The following is a 25,031-nucleotide window of genomic DNA, read 5'->3' on the forward strand; positions in this document are numbered from 1 at the left end:
ATGGGACTGGAAGACGAATACGTCGGCGATGCCGATTGGCAAACTTTCGTGCGGTTGTACGAAGAGGACTACCTCGACGACAACGCCCGCACGCTGGCCAAGGCCATGGATGACAACCTCGACATGGCAGTGGTGCTCTACGGAAAAAGGGGGCTCAAGGAAGGGTTCTGGTGGCTGGAACAGACCGTGCCCGCCCTGGGTAACAAACGCCCGGCCGATTGTCTCAAGACCCCGAAACTGATCAAGCGTCTGAGAATGGCCTTGATGAGCATGCCCTGATACGCCAGTAGCGTGTTGGAGAACGTCACCCCGCGATGGCCTCTACCCCCTAAGAATTTCGCCGGAAAGCCCTCATGCTTTGGCCTACGAGAGACGCCATGAGCCTGAAACAAGAGTTCGTTGCCTTCACGGCAACCCGGCAGCAACAAACCTGCGCCGTGGTCTTGATCGCAGGTGGCGCATCCAGGTGAACGAAAGATCAGGATCAAAAGATCGCAGCCTTCGGCAACTCCGACACTGCACCCCGCCCTTCGTCGCCTGAAAAGGAACTTCGCCCCGAATCCCTTATCTCAAAGAGCACTTCGCCATACTGGCGGGCTTTGGAGCAAGCGCGTGCCAATCCACAGCAGTGCACGTTCTTTGAGATTTGTGCCGATGGTCGACAAGAACCTACAGGATTCGTCCCAACCTCACTGGCCCGAAGCGGCCCAGACGCTCATGGCGCTGATGCACGCCCAGGGCGAAGTCGCGCGCCTGAGCGAGCGTGAGCAGCTATTCAGCTCATTGCTGGTCAGCGTCAACGCGGTGCTCTGGGCGTTCAACTGGGAAACCCGACAGGTCCTGTATGTCAGCCCCGCCTATGAACGAATCTTCGGTCGGCCGGCAGGTCTGGTGCTGGCTGATTTCAATGAATGGCGCGACGCAATCTACCCCGACGACCTCGAATACGCGGAGCGCAGCCTGGCCGAAGTGCTGGTCAAAGGTGCCGTGGAGGATCGTGAGTACCGCATCATCGCTGCCAATGGCCAGATCCGCTGGCTGAGCGACAAGTGCTTCATCAACCGTAAGGCTGAGTCGGGGCAACCGGTGATCGTGGTGGGCATTGCCGAAGACATCACTGAAAAGAAGCTGCTGGAAAGCGAACTGCAACGACTGGCAACCACCGACGTTCTGACTCAGAGCAGCAATCGCCGCCACTTCTTCGAATGCGCTCACCGTGAATTCGAGCAGGCACGACTGCAGGGCACACCCATGGCGTTCCTGTTGCTGGACATCGATGATTTCAAAGTGATCAACGACACCTACGGTCATCAGGAAGGCGATAACGTGCTGCAGAAAATCGCCGAAAGCGGACGTTCCGTTCTCAGACGCGGTGATCTGTTTGGACGAATCGGTGGTGAAGAATTCGCCGCGGTGTTCCCTGGCTGTGCCCCGGACATGGCACTGCAAGTCGCCGAGCGTCTGCAGCGCGAGATTCAGCGCCTGGCTTTCCGCAGCGGGGAGAAAGGCTTCGGCATCACCGTCAGCCAAGGCTTGACCAGCCTTACCGCCGAAGATCAGAGCCTCGACACCCTGTTCTCCCGCGCCGATGCGGCCATGTACGAAGCCAAGCGCCAGGGGAAAAATCGCATCATTGCGGCTTGAGCAATCTCGTCGCCAAGGCGTCAGCAAAACTCCAGTCATACCCCCTGTGGGAGCGAGCCTGCTCGCGATGGCGGACTGACAGCCAGCGCATCGGTGAATGGCACCCCTCTCATCGCGAGCAGGCTCGCTCCCACAGGGTTGGTCAGCGGCCTTACTTGCGGCGCAATCGCATCAACTCCGGCAATCCGATCTTCAGCAAACGCGCCGTGCGCCCACGGGCCAGCTCTTCCAGCCCTTCATGCTCGGTCAGATGGGCCATTTGCGCCGCCATGTTCATCACCAGTGCCTCGCGGGAGTAAACCCCGCCGCCCAGGCCATAGGCCGCCGCAATCAACTCCCGCAGCTCCAGCGGCAGACGCCAGCGGGTGCGCAGCGCGGAACCGAAGCTGGCACCGAACTGATCGAGCAAATTGCCCACCTCCTCCGATTCGTCGAGCTCGCCGCCGGCCTGCGTCCATTCCTCCAGGCATCGCAACAACGCCAAGTCCCCCAAGCGATGCAACAACCCGGCGCAATAGCAACGCTCCTGCTCCAGATCCAGCAGCCGCGCCAGCATCCGGGCGTACTCACCGGTGTGCAGCGACAACTCCCAGTAACGCTCGGCATAGTCCGCCAGACACGGGACACTGAGCCGGGCACAGCGCTTGAGGGTCAGCCCCAGAATCAGGTTCATGCTCTGCCCGGTACCAAGCTGATGCAGCGACTGCGCGACCGTCTGCACCAGGCCGCCGCCCTGATGCTGCGCAGCGCTGTTGGCCGCAGCAATCAGCACGGCGGTAATTTGCGGGTCGGTGCGGATTTCTTCTTCCAGCAGTTTCAGGTCCAGACCGCCGGGGTTGAGGCTGCGCTTGACTGCCACTTGCACATCGGTCATCAGCGGCGCGCCTTCGGAAGAATCACGTCGACGCTCCAGAAAGGTTGTCAGGGTCTGCTCCGGGGCTGACACGTCGGTGGAGCAATCCTCTGCGCTGCTCAACAGTAGCCCCTGCAAACGCTGGGTCAGGTCTTCCCGGTTCAAGGGTTTGGTCAGGTAGGCCGCAGGCGCCAGCGGCAAGACCTCACGTACGCTGGCGCTATCGTTGCGCCGGCTCATGAGAATGAACGGCAACACCGGTTTTCGATGCTGCTGGCGAAGGCCCCGCAGGATGCTCAGGCCATCGACGCCCGGCAATTCCCAATCGGCGATCACCAGGTCATAGGCGTTGTGCGCAAGCAGATTCAGGGCCTGCTGGCCCTCGCCGCACGTATCCACCCGGGCATCGCAGCGTATGCCCGATAGCACCTGCTCAAGCAGCTCCCGAGACACCGGATCGGCCTCGGCGATCAACACACGGGGTACAGCGGGTAAATCCACGGCAGTCATGCAGCATCGCTCCCTCGCAATACTTGCACCTTAGCCAATGGTGGCCGTTGCAGACAGCTCCACCCCTGGGAATATGTTCCCGAATATGAAAAAACCCGCTGCGAAGCGGGTTTTTTGTGGGTCAGCGCACAGCTCAGGGCTCGTAAAATCAGAGCTCGGAGAAGCACTCTTCGATGATTGCCAAGCCTTTGTCCAATTGCTCGTCTGGCGAGGTCAGCGGTACCAGCACCCGCAGGACGTTGCCGTAGGTGCCGCAGGACAGCAGGATCAAGCCCTTGTCGCGGGCCTTGGCCACAACCTGAGCCACGGCCGCCGCGTTCGGCTTGTGGGTATCGCCATTTTCGAACAACTCCACGGCGATCATCGCACCCAGGGCACGGACTTCGCCGATGACCGGGTATTTCTTCTGGATGGCCTTGAGGCCAGTCACCAGACGCTCGCCCACCGCCTTGCAGCGATCCAGCAAGTGCTCTTCCTCAAACACCTCCATCACCGCCAGCGCAGCAGCGCAGGCAATCGGGCTGCCGGCGTAGGTGCCACCCAGGCCACCAGGGGCAATAGCGTCCATGTACTCGGCCTTACCGCAGACACCGGCCAACGGGAAACCGCCGGCGATGGATTTGGCGAAAGTCGTCAGGTCGGCGGCAACACCCATTTGTTCCATGGCGAAGAAGGTGCCAGTCCGACCGGCGCCGGTCTGTACTTCGTCAGCGATCAGCAGAATGCCGTGCTGATCACAGAGGGCGCGCAGGCGCTTCATGAATTCCTTGGGCGCCACGTAGAAACCACCCTCGCCCTGTACTGGCTCGATGATGATTGCCGCGATGTCACGTGGTTCGGCGTCGTTCTTGAAAATACGCTCGATGCTGGCAATGGAGTCGTCGATGCTCACGCCGTGCAGTTCGTTCGGGTACAGCGCGCGGAAGATGCCGCCGGGCATCAAGCCCATGCCGGCCGAATACGGCACGACTTTACCGGTCAGGCCCAGGGTCATCATGGTGCGGCCGTGGTAGGCACCGGTGAAGGCAATTACACCGGCGCGACCCGTGGCGGCGCGAGCGATTTTTACCGCGTTCTCCACCGCTTCGGAACCGGTGGTCACCAGCAGGGTTTTCTTGGCGAAATCACCCGGCACCTTCGCGTTGATTTTTTCGCACAGTTCCACATACGGCTCGTAAGCCAGCACCTGGAAGCAAGTGTGGGTCAGCTTGTTCAGCTGTTCGGTCACGGCGGCGATGATTTTCGGATGTACGTGGCCGGTGTTCAGCACCGCGATACCGCCCGCGAAGTCGATGAATTCACGGCCTTCAACGTCGGTTACCGTGGCATTCTTCGCCGATTCGGCGAAGATCGGGTGAATCTGGCCAACACCGCGTGGTACAGCGGCTTCGCGGCGTTTCATCAGGGAAGCGTTGGTCTTGTTGCTCATTGAATATGTCCTCATTCGCCGCTCATCGGTCGGCGTGGGTCAAGGCGTACATGGACGGGAGGCAACTGCGACAGCATGCGATGATCGACTGTCACAGCGTTCCGGCCACAAGAAACAGAACGGGTAAAACGCGCAAAGGGACAGCGCTCTCGTGCCCTTTGCGCTTGCAGCAGGATCAGATACCGAGGCAGAGGTATTTGATTTCCAGGTAATCCTCGATGCCGTACTTGGAGCCTTCACGGCCCAGGCCCGAGGCCTTGATGCCGCCGAACGGCGCGACTTCGTTGGAGATCAACCCGGTGTTGACGCCAACCATGCCGTATTCCAGGGCTTCGGCCACGCGGAACACACGGCCCAGGTCGCGGGCATAGAAGTACGAGGCCAGGCCGAACTCGGTGTCGTTGGACATCGCGATCACTTCGGCTTCGTCTTTGAAGCGGAACAGCGGCGCCAACGGGCCGAAGGTCTCTTCCTTCGCCACGGCGGCACTCGAGGGTACGTTGGTCAGGATAGTCGGCTCGAAGAAGTTGCCTTCCATGGCCTTGCCGCCAGCCAGCACGGTCGCGCCTTTGCTGACTGCATCAGCGATGTGCTCTTGCACCTTGGCAACCGCTTTCTCGTCGATCAACGGACCGGTGGTGGTGCCATCTTCCAGACCATTGCCGATCTTGAGCTTGGCGACTGCCACTTTGAGTTTTTCAGCGAAGGCGTCGTACACCGAATCCTGGATGTACAGACGGTTGGCGCAGACGCAGGTCTGACCGTTGTTGCGGTATTTGGAAATGATTGCGCCTTCGACGGCCTTATCCAGGTCCGCGTCGTCGAACACGATGAACGGCGCGTTGCCGCCCAGTTCCAGGGAGACTTTCTTGATGTCCTTGGCACATTCGGCCATCAACTGACGACCGATTTCGGTCGAGCCGGTGAACGACAGCTTGCGCACGATCGGGTTGCTGGTCAGCTCGCCGCCGATGTCGCCGGCACTGCCGGTAACCACGCTCAGCACGCCCTGCGGGATGCCGGCACGGTGGGCCAGTTCAACCAGCGCCAGCGCCGAGAACGGGGTTTGCGAAGCCGGCTTGATGACCATGGTGCAGCCCGCGGCCAGAGCCGGGCCGGCCTTGCGGGTGATCATCGCAGCCGGGAAATTCCATGGGGTAATGGCAGCAGTCACACCGATTGGCTGCTTGATCACGATCAGGCGCTTGTCGGGCTGGTGGCCAGGAATCACATCACCGTAGATGCGCTTGGCTTCTTCGGCGAACCATTCGATAAACGAGGCGGCGTAAACAATTTCGCCCTTGGCTTCGGCCAGCGGCTTGCCCTGTTCCAGGGTCATCAGGCGACCGAGGTCATCCTGGTTTTCGATCAGCAATTCGTACCAGCGGCGCAGCTTGTTGGCGCGCTCTTTGGCGGTGAGGGCGCGCCAGGCCGGCAACGCCTTGTCGGCGGCTTCAATCGCCCGCCGGGTTTCGGCAGCGCCCATCTTCGGCACCGTGCCCAGCACTTCACCCGTTGCCGGGTTGGTAACCTTGATCGTCTGACCATTGTCCGCGTCGACCCAAGCGCCATCGATAAAGGCTTGCTGGCGGAACAACTGGGTGTCTTTAAGCTGCATGTCGGCTTTCCTTAACAGCACCGCGCGCACGCGGAGCGAATTAGATTTGTAGAAAGGCGCCCCAAGGGCTGCCGTCAGGGAAATCATCCACCGGGCTGAAGCACAGAAATAACGCACATAAGCACAGACGTGCGGTTCAGCACCCAGACAAGAGCGTTTGAAATCTCAAACGAATCCTAGGGCCGATGGGGGGGAAGGACAATAGGCTGTTCGAAAAAAAGAACGAAAAACCTGAATTTGCCTGCTTTTTCTGATCAGCGTAGCCCATACCCACCTATGCTTATGAAAACACCGGCAAATCAGCAGCATGGACGCCCGCATTGCATATGAGTATCATGGCGCCCGCGTCGCACCAGTAGCTCAGCTGGATAGAGTACTGCCCTCCGAAGGCAGGGGTCGTGGGTTCGAATCCCGCCTGGTGCACCATCTGCAGAATCAAAAGCCCCAGGTCTTGCGACCTGGGGCTTTTTTGTGGACGCTGATTTCACTCAACGCTTGCGCAACGCCTCCAACCGCGCCGGCAAGTCCTCCTTGGGAAAGCGCTGATGCAGCGCCAGCAGCTTTTCATCAGCAGCCTTGTCCTCACCCGCCTCGCGCAAGCGCAGGATTTCCAGCAGTTCCTGCTCCAGCGACGGCCGTGCAGCGGGCGCCGATTTGCTCATTTTCGCCGCAGGCTTTTCCGCCAGGGCGCGGTCAGCGCTTGCCGGGGCTTGAGCGATTTCGCCCTGGGGTGCTGCCATGCGGGCTATCGGCGCGGGAGCGGACATGGCGGGCGGCGGTGCGGCGGCGACTGCGGACTCCTGTCGATTGGCGGAAAACTCCATCGGAGCTGGCGCGGACAGGTCGCTCTGAGGTACTGGCGAGCGAACCACCAGACCGATCATCAACGCGACCCCGGCAACCGTGGCGAATGCCATCTGCCAGCGCGGCCGTTGGCAGGCCTGTAGCCAGCGTTTCCACAGACTGGGCGTAGGCGTCGGGGCTTCGCGACGGGCGGCAGCCAGGATGAAAGCGTCCAGGGACACGGGCGGTTCGCCGCTGGCGTGTTGACGGAAATGCTCGATCAGCATTTCGTCATCGGGCTTCGGGGTGTGTTTGGAATCAATCATGCGGGTACCTCCTCGGCCAGCAGTCGATGCAATTTCTGCTGGGCGTAACGCAAGCGGCTTTTTACCGTTTCCAGCGGGGCGCCGGTCAGGGCGGCGATCTGCGGCAGCTCCAGGTCGCCGTGCAGTCGCAGCAGGAAGACTTCCCTCTGGTCTTCGGGCAAGGCTTGCAACGCGGCGTCCAGGCGGGCCTGATCGCGACTCAGGCTCAACTGCTGTTCGGGGTTGCTGGTGTCGTCGGGCTGGACATGAACCTGTTCGTCGTAACTGTCGTGCAGCGGGTTGCGGACACCGTGTTTGCGCCAGTGATCAATCAAGCGGTTGCGGGCAATCTGGAACAACCATGTACGAAAACTCGCCCGTCCTTGTGGCTGGGTAGTGCTGCGGATCAGGCTGAGCCAAGTGTCCTGGAAGACTTCCTCGGCCAGTTCGGCTTTGTTGCTCAAGGACACCAGAAAACGATATAGCCCCTGTCGATGGCGGGCGTACAGGACTTCAAAACACGCCCCGTCGCCATCGCGGTAGCGGGCCAGCAGCGATTCGTCGCTGGGACAATCATGCGGAGCGGGCATGTCGGTGACGAACTCCTTTGCGGTTAACACAGTTCTGGCAGGCGACAAGAGAATACCGTGGGAGCGAGCCTGCTCGCGATTGCGTCGGATCAGTCAATGATGATCGTGATCGATCCACCGCTATCGCGAGCAGGCTCGCTCCCACATTTGATCCTCGTCGTGGTCAGGATCAGCGCTCAAGGCTCTGCGCGAGTTCCACCAACTGGACAAATTCGGCACGCAGCCCAAACGGATCATCACCCCGGGCGGAACGGGCCAATTGCGCGGTGTCCTTCAAGCTCATCGTCCCAGTGTAGCGGCCATCCCCCTTGAGCTGTTGGGCGAAGGCGGCCACAGCGGCCGAGAAGCGCAAGTCATCGCTGGCCTTGTCATTTTTTTGCGTGCTGCCGACAGGATGCTCGATCAATCGGCTGCTCCCACCTTCAACGGGCTTGTAGCGCACTCGCAGCATCGCCAACTCCCCTGCCTTGCCCTCCAGCTTGGGTGTGCTCGCATAACGCAACGGTTCCAACCAGCCCTGCTCGCCTTTCGGAACAATTTCATACAACGCGGTCACTGTGTGCCCAGCACCGATTTCGCCCGCATCAACCTTGTCGTTGTTGAAATCCTCACGCTTGAGCGCGCGGTTCTCATACCCCAACAGCCGATACTCACTGACCTGAGCGGGGTTGAACTCCACCTGCAACTTCACATCCCGCGCCACCACCGCCAGGGTGGAGCTGAGCTGGTCCACCAATACCTTGCGCGCTTCAAGCAAGTTGTCGATGTAGGCGTAGTTGCCATCACCGGCATCGGCCAATTGCTCCATCAGGTGTTCATTGTAGTTATCCACACCGAAGCCCAGCGTGGTCAGGGATACACCGCTTTTACGCCGGTCCACCGCCATTTGCTTGAGGCTGTCGAAGTCACTGACGCCGACATTGAAGTCGCCATCGGTGGCCAGCAGGATGCGGTTGATGCCTTTGTCGATAAAGCTTTCCTGAGCCATCTGATAGGCCAGCTCGATACCCGACGCACCTGCGGTGGAACCGCCGGCGTCCAACTGATCGATGGCGTTGCGGATCGTGACCTTGTCGCGGCCCGAGGTCGGCTTGAGCACCACCCGGGATTCGCCGGCGTACACCACCAGAGACACCCGATCCTGCTCGCGCAATTGCTCCACCAATAACTTCAGGGTGCTCTTGACCAGCGGCAGGCCCTCGCGTCGGTCCATGGAGCCGGAAACATCTACCAAAAACACCAGGTTGGCCGGCGCCAGGTCAGCCACGGCGCGATCGCTCGCCTTGATGCCGATACGCAACAGGCGCGTGTGAGGGTTCCATGGCGACGGGGCCACTTCAGTGGTCACGCCGAAGGGAGATCCATCGGTGGGCAAGGCATAGTCGTAAGGGAAATAGTTGACCATTTCCTCCAGTCGCACAGCGCCTTCGGGCGGCAGGCTACCTTGATTGAGGAAACGTCGCACATTGGCATAGCTGCCGGTGTCGACATCGACGCTGAAGGTCGATACCGGCGTTTGGGCAACACTATGAATGGGATTGTCCGGCAGTTTTTCATACTGCTCGCGGGGCTCGGCGCGGTAATCCCCCGCGACAGCATCGGTCCTCACCCTTGGCGAAGGCATCGAAGCCGGGGCGGCCATGCGCTTGACCAGAGGCTCGCGCACGTAAGCGACTTCGCTTTGCCGCACCGGGGCGGGGGACGCAGACGGCGGTTCAGCCGGCTTGGCAGCCTCCCGGGACGAAGACAACCCACAACCGGCCAATGCCACCAGCAAGGTCACGGCGAAGCCCTGGGCAGCAGGACGTAGGAATGAAGGAGGACGGGACATGGGTTGAACCTCGTGAGTGAATGATCCGTTCACAGGGTCAGACGCGAGGCACTCGTGGTTCGGGTTAACGACCACGATATTCTTTTAATACGCGAGCATGCCTAGCGGGACGGAATGGCTCGAAGGTCGTCGGCGATAAAGCTGCTCAATTGGCCGGTGTAAAAGCTTTTCACAGCGGAGTACCGCTGTGGGTCAGAGCGCTCACCACGCTACTCATGTTCTCGATCGTGCCATGTGCGCAACCAATTCACCACCAGGACGACTCAGCACCCAAGGCGTCACGCAACTGCGCCGCAGTAATGCGGCGCTGTCCCGGATCAAACGTCAGCGCCAAGCGCAACGCCGCCCAGCAACGCCTGGGCAAATTGCGCGGCGCCTTGAGTTCGCGCTCCATACGGGCGTCTCGAGCTTGGGTTGAAGGTAAACGGCGGAACGGGTGTTTGCCGCTCGCCAGCTCATACAGTAAGCAAGCCACCCCATAGGCATCGGCCCCCGCTGATAACGGTGCGCCGTCAAGCAACTCAGGGGCGGCGTAGCTCGGGGTCCAGGCGTTGAGGCGGTCTCGACTCAGGTTTGGCAGGCTCTTCAAAGGCCCTTCTTGCGCCAGGCCCAAGCCGAAATCGAACAAACGCACCCCCTCCTCGCTGAGCATGACGTTGCTCGGCTTCATGTCCCCGTGCAGCACGCCCCGGCTGTGGGCATACGCCAAGGCGTCTAGCAGAGGCGCGGCGATGGCTTGCAGTTCATGCCAGGGCAAACCCAGCGGCCGCTCGCAAAGCAGTTGGTCCAAGGTCAAGCCGCGCATCAGTTCCATGGTGATAAAAGCCCGTCGATGGTAAGCATCCACTTCGAAGGTGTATGGACGCAACACGTTCGGGTGATGCAATCGTCTGCTCAGGGCGAACTCGCTGTAGAGCAGCGCGCTCGCGTCAGGCGAGCCATCGAGTTGCTCACTGAGCATTTTCAACGCAATGTACGGATCGGGATCACCGTATTGTTCGTGTAGCAGGTCCCGTACGCGATACACGACCCCCATGCCTCCTGCTCCGAGCAGGCGTTCTAGGTGATAGCGACTGCGAGTATTTGCGATAGTCGCTGATACGACGCTCACCCCGATGCCATCGAAGGAGACACATTGGCGAAGGCGGAATTCGTGGCATGGCTACCCGCCCCACCTATTTAGCACCGCTTTTCCATCAAGCTACGCATCCTTGCGCCTTTGCCTACAACTACGCCAGAATCCGCCCGCTTGTGCGCCCTGCCCATGGGTTCTATCGTTTCCCTGCCACTGCCCTTCAGTGGTCGGGTTTAGTAGCCCGGAAGTAGTAACGGTTGCATAAGTCTCATCAGTCAGGCATTGCCTGCACTCGATGGTGGCTGTGCGCATGGCGCCTTCGGGCGCGCCGGGATCCGTTACCTCTACCGGTCTACTAACTTGCGCACAGCTGCCTCCTTTCGTTTAGTAGCGAGATGGTTGCGGCCTACTCATTAGAGGTAACGCAACGATGTTCAAAATTACTCCAAATCCTCCTGAAACTGACTCAACGTCTCCTCATCCAAGCCGCAAAAAAAAACAGCACGACGAAGCTGCCAAACGCGCCCTGGATTTCTATCTGTTGCCAAAACAGAAGAAGCCCAAAGACGCCACTAAACCGGGCCAGTTGTTCACCGTCGTAAAAGACATCGACAACGAATCTCTTCTGGCCAACCTCAGCGAAACCCTGGCTTCGGCCGATGCGATGGTCAGCGATCTGGCCTTCGAGCTGGAAGGCTCGCGCCGCCACTTTGCCCTTGGCATTCAGCAACTAATTGAACTGAGTTCGTTGCTGGCGAACCGGGTGCTGGATAACGTTGATCCGCGATAGCAAACCATCCGACATCAAACCCGACGTCTTGCGTCGGGTTTAATGTATTTGCATCTGACCGCAGCTTTCCTAGCGAGCCTGTTTCATTTCATCACTGGGTTGCTCTTTCGTTTCGCTGCATCACTTACAGACACCTAGCAAACGGCTCAAGAACTAACGACTAACGACCCTCGTCAGCTATCGGCCAAAAGCAAACCATCAGCACTTTCGAATCAGCCTGCTCTCAAATGCGATCAGCCCGCTCCTGTCGGAGCTGTGAGTTGGGTAGAGGTACTACTGTGTTGGGAGAGCAACCAGATAAGCGGGATCTGCGTGGCCAGCCGCTATTGCCTTCATCTCACGCTCACCCTCAAGCATGCAACCATCCGCCCCGTCACCACTTACGACAAGGGGCTAGGACTGGTGGTAAAGCCAAATACGTATTGATATTTTACGTTCTTGGTGCCGCCATTGTGGTACAAAAAACAAGGTCGCAGATTGCTGGGTCTGGTTTGGTGACTGATGCGCCGTACTAGTCACCAAGAAACCGTCCAATGTGGACGTTCCTAGAATAGAGAGTTAAGAATGCAAAGGAGTGAGCTATTAATAGTATTTGAAAAAATGTATCTTCAAGAAAATGATACGAAAGAAAAGATTACCATCCGTATCCAAATCGTTTTTTCATTAATTTTGGCATTGATAGCCGCATCGAGCTACATGTTGCGGATGCTTGATTTTGGCGAACTTCGCATAATCGCCTACATCATTGTACTTCTCGTATTATTATTTTTGGCCTGCCTCGGCACGTCAAGCACACTGGCCGTCAAAGCGTTCTGGGGCAATACTTTTAAACAAATGCCCTCAGCTTCAGAGATAAAGCAATACTGCAACGCATTAGTCCAATACAACGCTGACGTTGAGGCAGCGAAGGATCTGCCGGATCCTGAGGCGCATTCGATTGACATTAAATCAGAGCTTGATGAATATCTATCCGATGCATTTGAAGAGTGCGCAACCAATAATGCTGAAGTCAATTTCAAACGCTCAGAGATGGTGCACCGTTCGTTCAAGTGGTTGCTGTCGTCACTAGCACCATTAGGCATCGCTGCTACACTATTCGTAGCACTTGACATGGATGTATCCTCACCAAGAAAGAATTATCAAGTCATTGATAAGTATGTCGGAGACCAGCTTGGAAAAATTGATATCAGTCTAAACTCCATGGCGGGTATTTTAAATAAATTAGAGGCGGCTAAAATGAGTGATCCTAAAAGCAGCGCCAGCTCCCAGGAGCAAGGCAAACATGCACAACCTGCTCCCTCATCAAAAAACAATGAACAAACAAAGATGCAGCCAAAATTACCCGAACGACCAGCGGTTAGGATCTCTTTGGAAGATACTAGCGGCAGCCTCTTTGAGGGGAGTCATGATGCAGGACAAAAATAAGCCCGCCACACAAAAAGAGAAACCTAAAATTCCACAGCTTCCCGTTCGGCCACCTGTCAGATACGTGAAAGACGAGAAACCTATTCCTAAGCCTGCTCGATAGATAGCCCTCGCAGTCCAGCTCAGGCTTACTTGATGGCATGTTCGATAAGGACATGCCATCACTTACGATGGAAAACTAAAGTTCGGTTTCTGCCGCTTTGATATGAACAGCGACTTTATAAAAAAATAACAGTAGGTCAATCTAAAGATTATTTGCCCCCCCGACTTTTCGTATTCATACCGGATTCTTTTTTTTCGTCCACGCCAGCGCTTATAAAGCCAACTGAATTTTCAAGCTTAAGCCCGGTCCGAATAGAGTCTGGCCACTCTTTCATTGCTTGCTGAGCCTTCATGACCTGTTGCGCCAAAGTGCTTGACTTTTTCATGTTGCCTCGCTCCGTACTCAGTCTGCTGACAGTTTAACATCTAGCTTTGCAAGAAGCTTTGGAATTTCACGACCGATTATCAGTTGTTCAAGCTGAAGATAAGTGTCTATGTACCTGATGATGCGGGGCTGGTGCCCCAGCTCCCGCCAGTCCACGGCTTTTCCATTTTCATCTTTTCGCGCTCGGCTTGGTTCAAAAATCTCTTGGTACTGACGAGGGGCGATGCCTTGAAAAGGCTCAAAATTTACCTGAGTTCTGGATGCGGTAGGGGCATCTATACTAATTGAGTCCTGATGCAGTTGTTTGGCTTTACTCTTGGGATAGGGCTCGATATAGACCACACGCTTTATGCCACTAGCAACAATATGGCGTGCACACATGTGACATGGAAAAGTCGTGCAGTATAGCGTGGCCCCTGCAACAGACACTCCCAATCGGGCAGCAGACATCAACGCTGCCATTTCAGCGTGAACACTCCGGCCAAACTCAAGTATATTCATTATCCTACTGTTTTTAAGTATTTTTTTGTCTGAGCCGGATATTAAACTTTGCACTAGAGCCATGATATCCCTTTCCTTTGCCTTCGCTGAAAGCAGGTTACTGGAATTTAAGCGCTCCAGCATTTCTCCTAAAACCTGCACCCGCTCATCTGCCATGGAATCGATGCCCTTCTGGAAGTCGCGGGCATCATCTCTGTCCCCTGGCCAATACAGGTCCCCTCCCGACTTGGGAACGTCATTACAGCCTACTGCAATGATGTCCCCCTCTGGCTTCAGGATCGCAGCACCGACCTGTCGATTCAGATCCGCCGAGCGCAACGCTGCGGATCTCGCATGGTATATGCCATGCTCGTCTCGTGTAGGAGTAAGAAAAGAGTTCCCGAAAAGCAATTGAAGAAAGCGTCCTATTTGCAAATCGATTGTTGATTTGCTTCTGCCGTCTACAAACAGGTCGGCAAGAGGAAAAGCATCCTTTACGTCTTGGCCCAGAGGTATGCTTTCCTCTTGTTCATCTTTTTGAACGAGCTCCTCAGCTACCGCCCTTGGGTTGGTTCCCTTACCAAATTGAGAGCGGCTGATTTTTTCAGCAAGGGCAGTAACGCGCATATCTCTGGGAGAATAAACGGAAATTAAGAAAAATCCTTTGCCATAAACCGCGCGTAGCATTTCCACTTCGTCTGGATGCTTCAGTGACCTCAGAATGAAAGCCTGACGTGAAGGTATCCCTTCACTGTGATCATCCCTCAACTGCCTGATCGCCGCTAACCCCAGCATTGCAACTGCGGCGCCTTCATTACCCTGCACCCTAAGCTTGGTCCCAGCGTCCATTAGCGCGCTAATACGCTCCGCTTCAGGTTTAGAGTTATGGAACGTGTCAAAGAAGGTCTCAATCTGCTCACTAAGCCTTACCACATAAGGGGTGTATTCAAGCCCACTCAGCTGACTCTTAAGCACAGCGATGACAGGATCCAGATTTACCCCGATTGGACCGACCAGTCCGAAAACCAGCTCGGGGTCTTTTTTAGGGGTCAGCGAGGTCGTGTCTTCCATCTTCGCCGGACCTTTAGGAGGCTTTCGCCGACTTTGACCTCTGCTTCCTGAAGATTTAGCCGCCATCACTGCACCCAGTCCTTAGTTATGCGATTGAGAGTTCCACTTAAAGACAAGCGGTACGCCAGCGCATGGAATTACTACCTGCTCCATCCACATTAGCTCCATTCTCAAAAAAAACACTTTTCCAGCCAAGGCCGCAACCGAAAGGCAGCACTGAGAGACTCAACGACCAACCATGCCCTGAAGTGTGTCCAGCCCCACAGCGATGCTTCGCAGTAACAAATGACACTTAGCTAGCGCAGCAGACCTTGCATTTACTCGCACCACAGACTCCAGTCATAAGCGCATGCGAAAGCGACTACAAAAGGTAGGTTTTTCACCAAATATTCGACTCTCGCGGTTCCGAAAATTGCCAACGAGACAGTCCACTTTTGGCCGGTAGCTGCCCGTCGGAACGAACCGCACAAGCCCGTATGCGCCTTATAGATTCACGCGGACAACCGCCACGCGGCTTCAAAATTAGCAGTTTCCCCCCGAGCGTCCTGTAACTCAGCAGAAAAAATATCAATCTGCCACTATCGTTCCGCCCAATGCTGCCGACACAGGCAGCATCGTTTTTAAATCATAAGGACTTGATGCATGTCTTTTCACACCTTCCGCACCCTCGCTGCACTGACGTTACTCGCCTGCCTCACCCTCACCGGCTGCGCCCACGTTCAACCGCCAGTACCGCTGGATCATCAATTCTGGGATGCCAAGGAGCCGACTATCGGCGTGGCGATTACTGTGGTGCCGGAGCCTGTGCTGGCGCTGACCGGCAATCAGGGCCTTCTGGATTTGGCCATCAACAAGGGCGTTAACAGCACGCTCAGCGACAATGTCGAGAAATGGCAAGTCAAGGACCTCAACACGCTGCCGGACGCCATTGTCGCCAAGTTGCAGGCCAAGGGTTACAAGGCCAAACGAATCGACGAGCCGGTGGATCTGAAGGTCTATAAGGAAGTCAGTTTCCGCGAAGGCTACACGGTCCGCGACCTGACGCCGCTCAAGGCGACTTACGGGGTGGATCGCCTGTTGTTGGTCAACATTCTGGCTACCGGCGCCACTCGCAGCTATTACAGCGTCGTGCCGACCAGCGTGCCGATGGCGCAGGTGGGCGGGCAAGGCATGGTGGTTGATCTGGCCGACAACAAGCTGCTGTGGTTCAAACCTTTTGCCGTCGTGCAGGCCGCTCAGGGTGAGTGGGACGAGCCCAACTACGCCAATCTGACCAACGCGTTCTATCAGGCGATGGATACCAGCCGCCAGCAAATGATCACCCCGTTCGAACAACAATGAAACGGGCACTGTTAGCGGCCGGCACGCTGGTCCTGCTGGTGCTGGCCGGTTGCGCGCAGAAGCCTGCGCCGCCGGCCGGTTTCAAGTCGCAAGAGGCGGTGACTTACGTCCAGGCCCATGGGGTCAAGGTGGATGTACAACTGCCGCCGGCGTTCGTGGGGGCCAGCACTGTGGTCGACGCCAAGGCCGCGCAGCAGGCCGCGTCGTCGAGCCATAATCTGATTGCCAGTTCCGGCAACACCGCCGGGCTTGCCGGTTTGCTGGTCGCCAGCCTGATCAATACCCAGATGGGCAGCGGCAGCTTGCAGCGGGATGCGGAAACCGCTGCGGCCAAGGAGTCGCGCCCGCTGGCCGACCTGTTGGCGGGCGTACCGTTGCAGGAACGTCTGCAACAGCGTTTCCAGCAGGCTTCGCTGGCGGCCGGCCTCAAGCAGGGAGCGGGGCCCGTGACCGCGCGCCTACTGGTCGAACCTAAACTGATGCTCACCCCCGATCGCGGCAGTTTCGTGCTGATCAATCAGGTGCAGGTCCAGGATATTGCCGGTTCGGCGCTGTACCGCATGCGCATCGAAGTCACCAGCCAGCCGATTCGGCGTTGCGGCAGCCGCTGCATTGATGATGGCAGCCTGGATCTGACGCAAGTCACGGCGGTGCTGGACGAGTGCATCGACGAATCGATGCGCGTGCTGACCACCGACCTGATGCTACCGACCCCACCGCCAGCCGCCCAGGAAACCTTGCGTTATGTGCTCGATGGTCAGCGCGTGGTCGAACGCGGTTATCAACTGGCCCACAACGGCAGTTATTGGCGTTATCGCAACCTCTACGGCGCGGTGAAATCAGTGCCGGTGCCGTTCGAGGATGCGCTGACAGAGGCGCAGTTGCAGAAGGTATACGGGCGTTAATCTAGGCTGCGCCGCCGAGCGGGGATAAATCCCCTCGCCCAACCAACAGGCGGCCATCGCGAGCAGGCTCGCTCCCACATTGGCGGTTTGGGGCCTTCGACGTTCGGGAAAAAGCCATAAAAAAAGGGCATCCGACTCAATCGGCATGCCCTTTTTTTCTACCGCTTGCCCCCTAACCGGGGAACCCGCGGCGATTATGGATTGACGCTGTCCTTCAACATTTTGCCCGGCTTGAAGGCGACGGTGTTGCTGGCCTTGATCTTCACCGGCTCACCGGTCTGTGGGTTTTTGCCGGTACGCGCGCCGCGGTGGCGCTGCAGGAAGGTGCCGAAGCCTACCAGGGTGACGCTGTCCTTGCGGTGCAGGGCGCCGGTGATTTCTTCGAGAACGGCGTTGAGGACGCGGTTGGCTTGCTCTTTAGTGAGGTCGGCCTTTTCCGCGATGGCGGCGGCGAGTTCTGGTTTACGCATGAATGAAGCCCCTTTTGACGGTTTTTTTGTTGTTATGTCTGGGCTGTACTCATGGAAACAGCCCCTAAGGCGCCGCAGGCTCTACTCTGCGGCAGACGGGAGTGAGGATGGCACGGGGCCGCAGGCGGCGCCAGTGTCAGGGTGGCCTTTGTCGCGCCGAAAGCAGGGTATTTACGACAGAAGGACAGGCATTTACGCCAGCAACGCTGGAAGCTCTTTGTTCAGTGCCAGTTTTTCCATCACGGCCGCGCCGGTCAGGGCGTAGCCCAGCAGGTTGCCGTTGGCATCGCGGCACAGGGCCTTGATGTCGCTGCCCTGCCCTTCAACGCTCCACACGCCTTCGCTGCCCCGTGGCGGTGGCGAAACCACCAGTGGGCACACCGGGGTTTTCACGGTAATTGGCATGGCACCGTAGCGCACGGCGGTCGGGTTGCCGGCCAGGGTTTGGGCCAGGGCGCGGGCGCAGCTCATCAGCGGCATGACGTACAGCAGGTTCAAGCCGTCGACCTCGGCGCAGTCGCCCAGGGCGTAGATGTTGGCGTGGGAGGTTTTCAGGTGGCGGTCGACCACCACGCCGCGATTGACCACCAGGCCGGCAGCGGCGGCCAAATCGATGCGGGGGCGCAGGCCGATGGCCGAGACCACCAGGTCGCAGGCGATCACCTGGCCGTCGGACAGGTGCGCCTCCAGCCCGTCGGCCACCCGTTGCAGGCGATTGAGCACCGGCCCCAGGTGGAAACGCGCACCGAGGCTTTCCAGCCCGGCCTGTACCGCAGCGGCGGCCGCAGGGTGCAGCAGGGTCGGCATGACTTGCTCGCACGGCGCGACCAGTTGCACTTCGTAACCGCCCAGAATCAGGTCGTTGGCGAATTCGCAGCCAATCAGCCCGGCACCGAGCAAGAGTACCCGGCGCTTGCCGGCAGCCGCTGCGCGAAAGCGTGCGTAGTCTTCCAGATCGTTGATGGGGAAGATCAGGTCCGAGGCATCACCCTGCACCGGCACGCGCACGGTTTCTGCGCCCCAGGCCAGGATCAGGTCGCGGTAGTTCACCGTTTCTTCGCCGATCCACAAGCGTTTGTGGCCCGGATCGATGCCGCTGATGCGGGTGTGGGTGCGCACTTCGGCGTTCAGTTGCTCGGCCATGGCGCCCGGCTCGGCCATGCTCAGGCCGTCGGCGTCTTTGTTTTTGCCAAAGCCTGTGGAGAGCATCGGCTTGGAGTAGGAGCGACCGTCATCGGCGCTGATCAGCAGCAGCGGAGTTTCGCTGTCGAGTTTGCGAAACTCCCGGGCCAGGTTGTAACCGGCAAGGCCCGTACCGACGATGACGACAGGTGCACTCATGTTGCTCTCCATGTAGCTCTCCATGCAGGAAACGATCAGATAGCGATCATTTCGAAATCCGATTTACCCACGCCGCAGTCCGGGCAGAGCCAGTCTTCGGGTACGTCTTGCCAGGCAGTGCCGGGCGCGATGCCGTCATCCGGCCAGCCAAGGGCTTCATCGTAGATCAGGCCGCAGACAATACATTGCCACTTTTTCATTCAGGTACTTCCTCAGGTGTCGGCATTTGCCGGTATGGTTGGGTCGATGTAAAGCTGCCCCTTCCGGCTCAGGGCGTTTTGTACTGATCGGTCGCGAGAGATGCAAGCATGATCGACGCTAAGACCGCCCCGCTGAATCAAATTCGCCAACCGACATGGTAAGCTCGCGGCCTCATTTGCTGCCATTCAAGACCTCTGTGCCGCATACAAATTCGATATTTCCTACACTCCAATGGTTGCCCCAGCCCCTGCTGTCGCCTCGCCCTGACGCCTGTGTGCTCGACTGGCTATTCGACGAAGGGTCCCTGACCCGGCGCCTGACGCGGCTGTCGGATGAGCGTTTCAGCGTGACGCCGCTGTTCGAAGGTTGGCAACCCTTGCGTGCCGATGAATGTGCCGCGCTGGATCTGGCCGAGGGCAGCGAAGGCTGGGTACGCGAGGTGTATCTGCGCGGCCATGGCGAGGCCTGGGTGTTTGCCCGCAGTGTGGCGGCGCGTAGCGCGTTGCAGGGCGACGGTTTGCAGATGGACGAGCTGGGCAGTCGCTCTCTGGGCGAGTTGCTGTTTTGCGACCAAGCGTTCCAGCGCCGGGCCATCGAGGTTTGCCATTACCCCGAACAATGGTTGCCGGCTGAGGTGCGCGCCCGTGAACTGTGGGGCCGCCGTTCGCGTTTTGATCGCGGAACGTTGAGTGTGCTGGTGGCGGAAATTTTCCTGCCGCGCCTGTGGACCGTCGCCCGCGCCTATTCGGAGAACTGCTGATGTACGTGCAACTGCTCAAATCCTTGAACCGCCTGAACCCGCGGGCGTGGGACTTCGTGCAACTGACGCGCCTGGACAAGCCCATCGGCATCTATCTGCTGTTATGGCCGACGTTGTGGGCTTTGTGGATTGCCGGGGAAGGTTCGCCGTCCCTGGCCAACATCGTGATTTTCGTGCTTGGCGTGGTTCTGACTCGCGCCGGTGGTTGTGTGATCAACGACTGGGCCGACCGCAAGGTGGACGGCCACGTCAAACGCACCGAACAGCGCCCGCTGGTGAGCGGCAAGATCAGTTCGAAAGAGGCGCTGGTGTTCTTCGCGGTGCTGATGAGCGTGAGCTTCCTGCTGGTGCTGTGCACCAATGCACCGACCATCTTGCTGTCCCTCGGCGGGCTGGCGCTGGCGTTCAGTTACCCGTTCATGAAGCGCTACACCTACTATCCGCAAGTGGTGCTGGGGGCAGCGTTCTCCTGGGGCATGCCGATGGCGTTCACTGCCGAAACCGGGAATTTGCCGGCGGCGGCCTGGCTGCTGTACATCGCCAACCTGCTGTGGACGGTGGGCTACGACACCTATTACGCGATGACTGACCGGGACGATGACTTGCGGATCGGCGTCAAGTCCACGGCCATTCTGTTTGGCGATGCCGACCGCGTGATCATCCTGACGCTGCAGGGCTTGGCCTTGGGTTGCCTGCTGCTGGCCGGGTCGAAATTCCAGTTGGGCGGCTGGTTCCACTTGGGGCTGGTGGCCGCTGCCGGGTGTTTTGCCTGGGAATTCTGGTACACCCGGAGCAGGGACCGGATGCGCTGCTTCAAGGCGTTTTTGCACAACCACTGGGCCGGGTTGGCGATTTTCGTGGGGATTGTGCTGGATTACGCGTTGCGGTGAGACCGCTGACCCAGCGCTGAACCCACGGTCATGAAATCTTTGTGGCGGGGGAGCTTGCTCCCCGGCCACAAAAGCGTTCTAGCACCGATCAGCTACTTGGGCTTGGCAACCTTCCAGGCACCGCCCATCACGCCGTCACCGGTCTTGTCTCCGGCTTTCTTGTCCTTCACGAAGGTGTACAGCGGCTTGCCGTCGTAGGCCCACTGCGACGACCCATCGTCGCGCGTAATCACGGTCCATTTACCCATGGGCATGGCAGCGCTTTCAGCCTTGAGCGGTGGCCAGTTCTCGGCGCATTTGGCAATGCACGCTGACTTGCCGCCTTGGTCTTTTTCAAAGGTATACAACGTCATGCCCTTATGGTCGGTCAGCATGCCATCTTTGATCATCGCCGGTTCGTCAGCCGCGTACGCCAGCGCCGGCAGCACCAAGGCAACCGCCAGGCCCAGAGCCTTGATGGATTGGGTAAGGTAAGTCATGGAAACCTTCTTTTGCAGTTGTCAGGAATCGGACTCAAAAGCTTAGTCCAGGATCCTCTACACTGCCGGGTGCCGAAACAAGTGTCACACGACTGCAATAATTCCGTTATCTAATGCGGCGCAAGACAGTTAAATGACAAGAGGATTACCCCATGGTTGGCAGGAGCATTCTGATCGTCGACGACGAAGCGCCCATCCGCGAGATGATCGCCGTTGCGTTGGAGATGGCCGGCTATGACTGCATGGAAGCAGAAAACTCCCAACAGGCCCACGCCATCATCGTCGACCGCAAGCCCGACTTGATTCTGCTGGACTGGATGCTTCCCGGTACGTCTGGCATTGAACTGGCGCGACGCCTCAAGCGCGATGAGCTGACCGGTGATATCCCGATCATCATGCTCACCGCCAAGGGCGAAGAAGACAACAAGATCCAGGGCCTGGAAGTCGGCGCCGACGACTACATCACCAAGCCGTTTTCCCCTCGGGAGCTGGTGGCACGCCTGAAGGCCGTGTTGCGGCGCGCCGGCCCGACCGACGGCGAGGCACCGATTGAAGTCGGCGGCCTGCTGCTGGACCCCATCAGCCACCGCGTGACCATCGACGGCAAACCCGCCGAGATGGGCCCGACCGAATACCGTCTGCTGCAATTTTTCATGACTCACCAGGAGCGCGCCTATACCCGTGGGCAACTGCTGGACCAGGTCTGGGGCGGTAATGTTTATGTCGAGGAGCGCACCGTGGACGTGCACATTCGTCGCCTGCGCAAAGCCCTCGGCGATGCCTATGAGAATCTGGTACAAACTGTGCGCGGCACCGGTTACCGTTTTTCGACCAAGGCCTGACCCGAGCCCTTACCGCCCGACAAGCTGACAAGGACGCGCGTTCAATTGAATCAAAACTGGCATGGCACCCTGATTCGCCACATGTTGTTGCTAGTGACCGGCTGTCTGGTCGTGGGCCTGATCACCGGCTTCTACGGCTGGAGTCTGGCTGCGGGCCTGGCGCTGTACCTGGCCTGGACGCTCAAGCAATTGCTGCGCATGCATGAGTGGCTGCGCCTGCATAAACCCGACGAGGCCCCGCCTGACGGCTATGGCCTGTGGGGTGAGGTATTCGACAGCATCTATCACCTGCAACGGCGCGACCAGCGCGTGCGTGGCCGCCTGCAAGCGGTGATCGACCGGGTCCAGGAGTCCACTGCGGCGCTCAAGGACGCGGTGATCATGCTCGACAGCGATGGCAACCTGGAATGGTGGAACCGCGCCGCCGAAACCCTGCTGGGCCTCAAGACCCCCCAGGACAGCGGCCAGCCGGTGACCAACCTGGTGCGCCACCCTCGCTTCAAGGAATACTTCGAACAGGAAAACTACGCCGAGCCGCTGGAGATTCCTTCGCCCACCAATGACCGGGTGCGCATTCAGCTGTACCTCACGCGCTACGGCAACAACGAGCACTTGATGCTGGTGCGTGACGTGACGCGCATCCATCAGTTGGAACAGATGCGCAAAGACTTCGTCGCCAACGTCTCCCATGAATTGCGCACACCGTTGACCGTGATCTGCGGGTATCTGGAAACCCTGCTGGACAATGTCGAGGAAGTGAACCCACGCTGGAGCCGGGCCTTGCAGCAGATGCACCAGCAAAGCGGGCGTATGCAGACCCTGCTCAATGACCTGCTGCTGCTGGCCAAACTTGAAGCCACCGATTACCCCTCGGACAACCAGCCGGTGCCTGTCGACGACTTGCTGCAAATCATTGTTGAGGATGCCCAGGAACTCTCCGGGCCCAAGCAGCAGACCATCACCCTTGAAGCCGACCCGAACGTGCAGCTCAAGGGCAGCGAGGCCGAACTGCGCAGTGCCTTCTCCAATCTGGTGTTCAATGCCGTCAAGTACACGCCGGAACAAGGCCGGATTCACGTTCGCTGGTGGGGCGACGGCCAAGGCGCACACCTGAGCGTGCAGGATTCGGGCATCGGCATCGACAGCAAACACCTGCCGCGCCTGACCGAACGTTTCTACCGCGTCGATTCCAGCCGCAACTCCAATACCGGCGGCACCGGGCTGGGCCTGGCGATCGTCAAGCACGTGTTACTGCGGCATCGCGGGCGCATGGAAATCAGCAGCGTGCCCGGCCATGGCAGTACGTTTACCTGCCATTTTGCCCCGGCACAGACGGTTCGCGCGCGCCTCACCCGCGCCGCCGATTGAGACCGGCCAGCACTCGCCACTAGGCAACAGCCCAGTCAGCCGCTACATTGGCTGACTTGTGCCTGCCTTTTCAGGCACTCATTTCCAATCCTTTCGAATATACGGAACCCGCAAAACTCCATCATGGACCCTTCCCCTGGCTTGTCCCTGGCAACACTCTTCGCCGAATTCGGCATGATTCTTTTTGCTCTGATCCTGGTTCTGCTCAACGGCTTTTTCGTTGCGGCCGAATTTGCCATGGTCAAACTGCGCTCGACCCGGGTCGAGGCCATCGCTGAGAAAAACGGCTGGCGCGGGCATATCCTGCGTACCGTTCACAGCCAGCTCGATGCTTACCTGTCGGCCTGTCAACTGGGTATCACCCTGGCCTCCCTGGGCCTGGGCTGGGTCGGTGAGCCGGCGTTCGCCCACGTTCTGGAGCCGCTGCTGGGCGCGGTCGGCGTTGAGTCACCGGAAGTGATCAAGGGCGTGTCGTTCTTCACCGCGTTCTTCATCATTTCGTACCTGCACATCGTGGTCGGTGAGCTTGCGCCCAAATCCTGGGCGATCCGCAAGCCCGAGCTGCTGTCGCTGTGGACCGCCGTGCCGCTGTACCTGTTCTACTGGGCCATGTACCCGGCGATCTACCTGCTCAATGCCAGCGCCAACGCCATCCTGCGTATCGCCGGCCAAGGCGAACCCGGCCCGCATCACGAGCACCATTACAGCCGTGAAGAACTGAAACTGATCCTGCACTCCAGCCGTGGCCAGGACCCAAGCGACCAGGGCATGCGTGTGCTGGCCTCGGCTGTGGAAATGGGCGAGCTGGAAGTGGTGGACTGGGCCAACTCCCGGGAAGACCTGGTGACGCTGGAGTTCAATGCGCCGCTCAAGGAGATCCTGGCGATGTTCCGTCGCCACAAGTTCAGCCGCTATCCGGTGTACGACAGCGATCGCCAGGAGTTCGTCGGCCTGCTGCACATCAAGGATCTGCTACTGGAACTGGCGGCCCTGGATCACATTCCCGAGTCGTTCAACCTGGCCGAACTCACCCGCCCACTGGAGCGCGTGTCGCGGCACATGCCGCTCTCGCAGCTGCTGGAGCAGTTCCGCAAGGGCGGCTCGCACTTCGCCCTGGTTGAAGAGGCCGACGGCAACATCATCGGTTACCTGACCATGGAAGACGTGCTGGAAGTGCTGGTGGGCGACATCCAGGACGAACACCGCAAGGCCGAGCGCGGCATCCTGGCCTATCAGCCGGGCAAGCTGCTGGTGCGCGGTGACACGCCGTTGTTCAAGGTCGAGCGTCTGCTGGGCATCGACCTGGACCACATCGAGGCCGAGACCCTCGCCGGGCTGGTCTATGAAACCCTCAAGCGCGTGCCGGAAGAGGAAGAAGTGCTGGAAGTCGAAGGCCTGCGGATCATCATCAAGAAGATGAAAGGGCCGAAGATTATTCTGGCGAAGGTGTTGATGCTCGATTGAGCGTCAACCTGATATTGAACACCCCTGTGGCGAGGGGATTTATCCCCGCTGGGCTGCGAAGCAGCCCCAAAAGCTGACATTCCAGGGTGACGGGTCAATTGAGTTAGCAGTGCTGAGGCTCGCTTCGCGCCCCAGCGGG

At 58.7% G+C, this 25,031-nt stretch carries 23 protein-coding genes, 1 tRNA gene and 1 pseudogene; 12 read left to right on the forward strand and 13 right to left on the reverse strand.

Annotated features, from left to right (window positions below):
• Entirely contained in the window at window positions 1–279 is a 279-nt protein-coding gene (locus tag PSH91_RS25955; RefSeq protein ID WP_047226761.1) for a hypothetical protein, read from the forward strand.
• Window positions 280–654: 375 nt separating this feature from the next.
• On the forward strand, window positions 655–1,644 hold the full coding sequence (locus PSH91_RS25960) for a sensor domain-containing diguanylate cyclase (protein WP_047226760.1): 990 nt from the start codon (window positions 655–657) through the stop codon (window positions 1,642–1,644).
• Window positions 1,645–1,795: 151 nt separating this feature from the next.
• Here the strand turns inward: PSH91_RS25960 and PSH91_RS25965 are convergent, their stop codons facing one another.
• The 3 genes from PSH91_RS25965 to gabD form a co-directional block, all read right to left on the reverse strand.
• Window positions 1,796–3,007 (reverse strand): HDOD domain-containing protein, encoded by a 1,212-nt coding sequence (locus PSH91_RS25965; protein WP_076383109.1) that lies wholly within the window; start codon window positions 3,005–3,007, stop codon window positions 1,796–1,798.
• A gap of 148 nt (window positions 3,008–3,155) precedes the next feature.
• Window positions 3,156–4,436, reverse strand: a complete 1,281-nt coding sequence (gabT, locus tag PSH91_RS25970; RefSeq protein ID WP_047226758.1) for a 4-aminobutyrate--2-oxoglutarate transaminase — start codon at window positions 4,434–4,436, stop codon at window positions 3,156–3,158.
• 175 nt (window positions 4,437–4,611) lie between these two features.
• Window positions 4,612–6,054 (reverse strand): NADP-dependent succinate-semialdehyde dehydrogenase, encoded by a 1,443-nt coding sequence (gene gabD, locus PSH91_RS25975; RefSeq protein ID WP_107323124.1) that lies wholly within the window; start codon window positions 6,052–6,054, stop codon window positions 4,612–4,614.
• 349 nt (window positions 6,055–6,403) lie between these two features.
• On the opposite strand from gabD, the gene PSH91_RS25980 reads away from it, so the two are divergent.
• Window positions 6,404–6,480: transfer RNA gene (locus tag PSH91_RS25980), tRNA-Arg, on the forward strand.
• Window positions 6,481–6,542: 62 nt separating this feature from the next.
• On the opposite strand, the gene PSH91_RS25985 is transcribed toward PSH91_RS25980, so the two are convergent.
• The 4 genes and pseudogenes from PSH91_RS25985 to PSH91_RS26000 form a co-directional block, all read right to left on the reverse strand.
• Window positions 6,543–7,163, reverse strand: a complete 621-nt coding sequence (locus PSH91_RS25985; RefSeq protein ID WP_305466946.1) for a hypothetical protein — start codon at window positions 7,161–7,163, stop codon at window positions 6,543–6,545.
• Window positions 7,160–7,732 carry an RNA polymerase sigma factor gene (locus PSH91_RS25990; RefSeq protein ID WP_047226755.1) on the reverse strand — a complete coding sequence of 191 codons (573 nt, stop codon included), beginning with the start codon at window positions 7,730–7,732 and terminating at the stop codon, window positions 7,160–7,162. The genes PSH91_RS25985 and PSH91_RS25990 overlap by 4 nt, the downstream gene beginning before the upstream one ends.
• 169 nt (window positions 7,733–7,901) lie before the next feature.
• Entirely contained in the window at window positions 7,902–9,563 is a 1,662-nt protein-coding gene (locus PSH91_RS25995; RefSeq protein WP_305466947.1) for a VWA domain-containing protein, read from the reverse strand.
• 247 nt (window positions 9,564–9,810) lie between these two features.
• A pseudogene (locus tag PSH91_RS26000) lies at window positions 9,811–10,635 on the reverse strand (serine/threonine-protein kinase); the annotation flags it as partial.
• Between the two features lie 433 nt (window positions 10,636–11,068).
• Between PSH91_RS26000 and PSH91_RS26005 the strand changes: the two are divergent.
• Both PSH91_RS26005 and PSH91_RS26010 read left to right on the forward strand, forming a co-directional pair.
• Window positions 11,069–11,428, forward strand: a complete 360-nt coding sequence (locus PSH91_RS26005) for a DUF6124 family protein (protein ID WP_305466948.1) — start codon at window positions 11,069–11,071, stop codon at window positions 11,426–11,428.
• Window positions 11,429–11,992: 564 nt separating this feature from the next.
• Window positions 11,993–12,853, forward strand: coding sequence for a hypothetical protein (locus PSH91_RS26010; protein WP_305466949.1), 861 nt, complete (start codon window positions 11,993–11,995; stop codon window positions 12,851–12,853).
• Window positions 12,854–13,104: 251 nt separating this feature from the next.
• Here the strand turns inward: PSH91_RS26010 and PSH91_RS26015 are convergent, their stop codons facing one another.
• Together PSH91_RS26015 and PSH91_RS26020 are read right to left on the reverse strand one after the other, a co-directional pair.
• Complete coding sequence (locus PSH91_RS26015; RefSeq protein WP_305466950.1) at window positions 13,105–13,281, reverse strand: hypothetical protein; 177 nt, start codon at window positions 13,279–13,281, stop codon at window positions 13,105–13,107.
• A gap of 17 nt (window positions 13,282–13,298) precedes the next feature.
• On the reverse strand, window positions 13,299–14,831 hold the full coding sequence (locus PSH91_RS26020) for an anti-phage dCTP deaminase (RefSeq protein ID WP_305466951.1): 1,533 nt from the start codon (window positions 14,829–14,831) through the stop codon (window positions 13,299–13,301).
• A gap of 642 nt (window positions 14,832–15,473) precedes the next feature.
• On the opposite strand from PSH91_RS26020, the gene PSH91_RS26025 reads away from it, so the two are divergent.
• The gene (locus tag PSH91_RS26025) at window positions 15,474–16,172 is read left to right on the forward strand and encodes a hypothetical protein (protein ID WP_047226735.1); all 699 of its coding nucleotides are present in this window, start codon (window positions 15,474–15,476) and stop codon (window positions 16,170–16,172) included.
• Window positions 16,169–17,077 carry a hypothetical protein gene (locus tag PSH91_RS26030; protein WP_047226734.1) on the forward strand — a complete coding sequence of 303 codons (909 nt, stop codon included), beginning with the start codon at window positions 16,169–16,171 and terminating at the stop codon, window positions 17,075–17,077. The genes PSH91_RS26025 and PSH91_RS26030 overlap by 4 nt, the downstream gene beginning before the upstream one ends.
• A 194-nt stretch (window positions 17,078–17,271) precedes the next feature.
• On the opposite strand, the gene PSH91_RS26035 is transcribed toward PSH91_RS26030, so the two are convergent.
• From PSH91_RS26035 to PSH91_RS26045, 3 genes are all read right to left on the reverse strand, one after another.
• A complete protein-coding gene (locus PSH91_RS26035; protein ID WP_024777879.1) occupies window positions 17,272–17,547 on the reverse strand; it encodes an HU family DNA-binding protein in 276 nt (91 codons plus the stop codon).
• 192 nt (window positions 17,548–17,739) lie between these two features.
• Window positions 17,740–18,888: an NAD(P)/FAD-dependent oxidoreductase gene (locus PSH91_RS26040; RefSeq protein WP_047226792.1), complete on the reverse strand. Its 1,149-nt coding sequence runs from the start codon at window positions 18,886–18,888 to the stop codon at window positions 17,740–17,742.
• A 35-nt stretch (window positions 18,889–18,923) separates the two neighbouring features.
• On the reverse strand, window positions 18,924–19,088 hold the full coding sequence (locus PSH91_RS26045; RefSeq protein WP_047226732.1) for a rubredoxin: 165 nt from the start codon (window positions 19,086–19,088) through the stop codon (window positions 18,924–18,926).
• A gap of 197 nt (window positions 19,089–19,285) precedes the next feature.
• On the opposite strand from PSH91_RS26045, the gene PSH91_RS26050 reads away from it, so the two are divergent.
• Together PSH91_RS26050 and ubiA are read left to right on the forward strand one after the other, a co-directional pair.
• Window positions 19,286–19,849, forward strand: coding sequence for a chorismate lyase (locus tag PSH91_RS26050; protein ID WP_047226791.1), 564 nt, complete (start codon window positions 19,286–19,288; stop codon window positions 19,847–19,849).
• Window positions 19,849–20,739 (forward strand): 4-hydroxybenzoate octaprenyltransferase, encoded by an 891-nt coding sequence (gene ubiA, locus PSH91_RS26055; protein WP_107323133.1) that lies wholly within the window; start codon window positions 19,849–19,851, stop codon window positions 20,737–20,739. Before PSH91_RS26050 ends, ubiA begins: the two co-directional genes overlap by 1 nt.
• Before the next feature lie 92 nt (window positions 20,740–20,831).
• Here the strand turns inward: ubiA and PSH91_RS26060 are convergent, their stop codons facing one another.
• Complete coding sequence (locus PSH91_RS26060) at window positions 20,832–21,218, reverse strand: hypothetical protein (protein WP_047226730.1); 387 nt, start codon at window positions 21,216–21,218, stop codon at window positions 20,832–20,834.
• Between the two features lie 152 nt (window positions 21,219–21,370).
• Here PSH91_RS26060 and phoB point away from each other — a divergent pair, with 152 nt between their 5' ends.
• The 3 genes from phoB (at window position 21,371) to PSH91_RS26075 (ending at window position 24,892) form a co-directional block, all read left to right on the forward strand.
• Window positions 21,371–22,060 carry a phosphate regulon transcriptional regulator PhoB gene (phoB, locus tag PSH91_RS26065; RefSeq protein ID WP_003177195.1) on the forward strand — a complete coding sequence of 230 codons (690 nt, stop codon included), beginning with the start codon at window positions 21,371–21,373 and terminating at the stop codon, window positions 22,058–22,060.
• Window positions 22,061–22,141: 81 nt separating this feature from the next.
• Entirely contained in the window at window positions 22,142–23,428 is a 1,287-nt protein-coding gene (gene phoR, locus PSH91_RS26070; protein WP_230682609.1) for a phosphate regulon sensor histidine kinase PhoR, read from the forward strand.
• Between the two features lie 123 nt (window positions 23,429–23,551).
• On the forward strand, window positions 23,552–24,892 hold the full coding sequence (locus PSH91_RS26075; RefSeq protein WP_076383211.1) for a hemolysin family protein: 1,341 nt from the start codon (window positions 23,552–23,554) through the stop codon (window positions 24,890–24,892).
• The last annotated feature ends 139 nt before the right edge of the window (window positions 24,893–25,031 follow it).

Source organism: Pseudomonas sp. FP1154 (assembly GCF_030687245.1).
Lineage (GTDB): Bacteria > Pseudomonadota > Gammaproteobacteria > Pseudomonadales > Pseudomonadaceae > Aquipseudomonas > Aquipseudomonas rhizophila.

Excerpts from the sequence above, each read along its gene's own strand:
- PSH91_RS25955 (WP_047226761.1), top strand. The coding sequence starts at position 1 with ATGGGACTGGAAGACGAATACGTCGGCGATGCCGATTGGCAAACTTTC.
- PSH91_RS25960 (WP_047226760.1), top strand. The coding sequence starts at position 655 with ATGGTCGACAAGAACCTACAGGATTCGTCCCAACCTCACTGGCCCGAA.
- PSH91_RS25965 (WP_076383109.1), bottom strand. The coding sequence starts at position 3,007 with ATGACTGCCGTGGATTTACCCGCTGTACCCCGTGTGTTGATCGCCGAG.
- gabT (WP_047226758.1), bottom strand. The coding sequence starts at position 4,436 with ATGAGCAACAAGACCAACGCTTCCCTGATGAAACGCCGCGAAGCCGCT.
- gabD (WP_107323124.1), bottom strand. The coding sequence starts at position 6,054 with ATGCAGCTTAAAGACACCCAGTTGTTCCGCCAGCAAGCCTTTATCGAT.
- PSH91_RS25985 (WP_305466946.1), bottom strand. The coding sequence starts at position 7,163 with ATGATTGATTCCAAACACACCCCGAAGCCCGATGACGAAATGCTGATC.
- PSH91_RS25990 (WP_047226755.1), bottom strand. The coding sequence starts at position 7,732 with ATGCCCGCTCCGCATGATTGTCCCAGCGACGAATCGCTGCTGGCCCGC.
- PSH91_RS25995 (WP_305466947.1), bottom strand. The coding sequence starts at position 9,563 with ATGTCCCGTCCTCCTTCATTCCTACGTCCTGCTGCCCAGGGCTTCGCC.
- PSH91_RS26005 (WP_305466948.1), top strand. The coding sequence starts at position 11,069 with ATGTTCAAAATTACTCCAAATCCTCCTGAAACTGACTCAACGTCTCCT.
- PSH91_RS26010 (WP_305466949.1), top strand. The coding sequence starts at position 11,993 with ATGCAAAGGAGTGAGCTATTAATAGTATTTGAAAAAATGTATCTTCAA.
- PSH91_RS26015 (WP_305466950.1), bottom strand. The coding sequence starts at position 13,281 with ATGAAAAAGTCAAGCACTTTGGCGCAACAGGTCATGAAGGCTCAGCAA.
- PSH91_RS26020 (WP_305466951.1), bottom strand. The coding sequence starts at position 14,831 with ATGGAAGACACGACCTCGCTGACCCCTAAAAAAGACCCCGAGCTGGTT.
- PSH91_RS26025 (WP_047226735.1), top strand. The coding sequence starts at position 15,474 with ATGTCTTTTCACACCTTCCGCACCCTCGCTGCACTGACGTTACTCGCC.
- PSH91_RS26030 (WP_047226734.1), top strand. The coding sequence starts at position 16,169 with ATGAAACGGGCACTGTTAGCGGCCGGCACGCTGGTCCTGCTGGTGCTG.
- PSH91_RS26035 (WP_024777879.1), bottom strand. The coding sequence starts at position 17,547 with ATGCGTAAACCAGAACTCGCCGCCGCCATCGCGGAAAAGGCCGACCTC.
- PSH91_RS26040 (WP_047226792.1), bottom strand. The coding sequence starts at position 18,888 with ATGAGTGCACCTGTCGTCATCGTCGGTACGGGCCTTGCCGGTTACAAC.
- PSH91_RS26045 (WP_047226732.1), bottom strand. The coding sequence starts at position 19,088 with ATGAAAAAGTGGCAATGTATTGTCTGCGGCCTGATCTACGATGAAGCC.
- ubiA (WP_107323133.1), top strand. The coding sequence starts at position 19,849 with ATGTACGTGCAACTGCTCAAATCCTTGAACCGCCTGAACCCGCGGGCG.
- PSH91_RS26060 (WP_047226730.1), bottom strand. The coding sequence starts at position 21,218 with ATGACTTACCTTACCCAATCCATCAAGGCTCTGGGCCTGGCGGTTGCC.
- phoB (WP_003177195.1), top strand. The coding sequence starts at position 21,371 with ATGGTTGGCAGGAGCATTCTGATCGTCGACGACGAAGCGCCCATCCGC.
- phoR (WP_230682609.1), top strand. The coding sequence starts at position 22,142 with ATGTTGTTGCTAGTGACCGGCTGTCTGGTCGTGGGCCTGATCACCGGC.
- PSH91_RS26075 (WP_076383211.1), top strand. The coding sequence starts at position 23,552 with ATGGACCCTTCCCCTGGCTTGTCCCTGGCAACACTCTTCGCCGAATTC.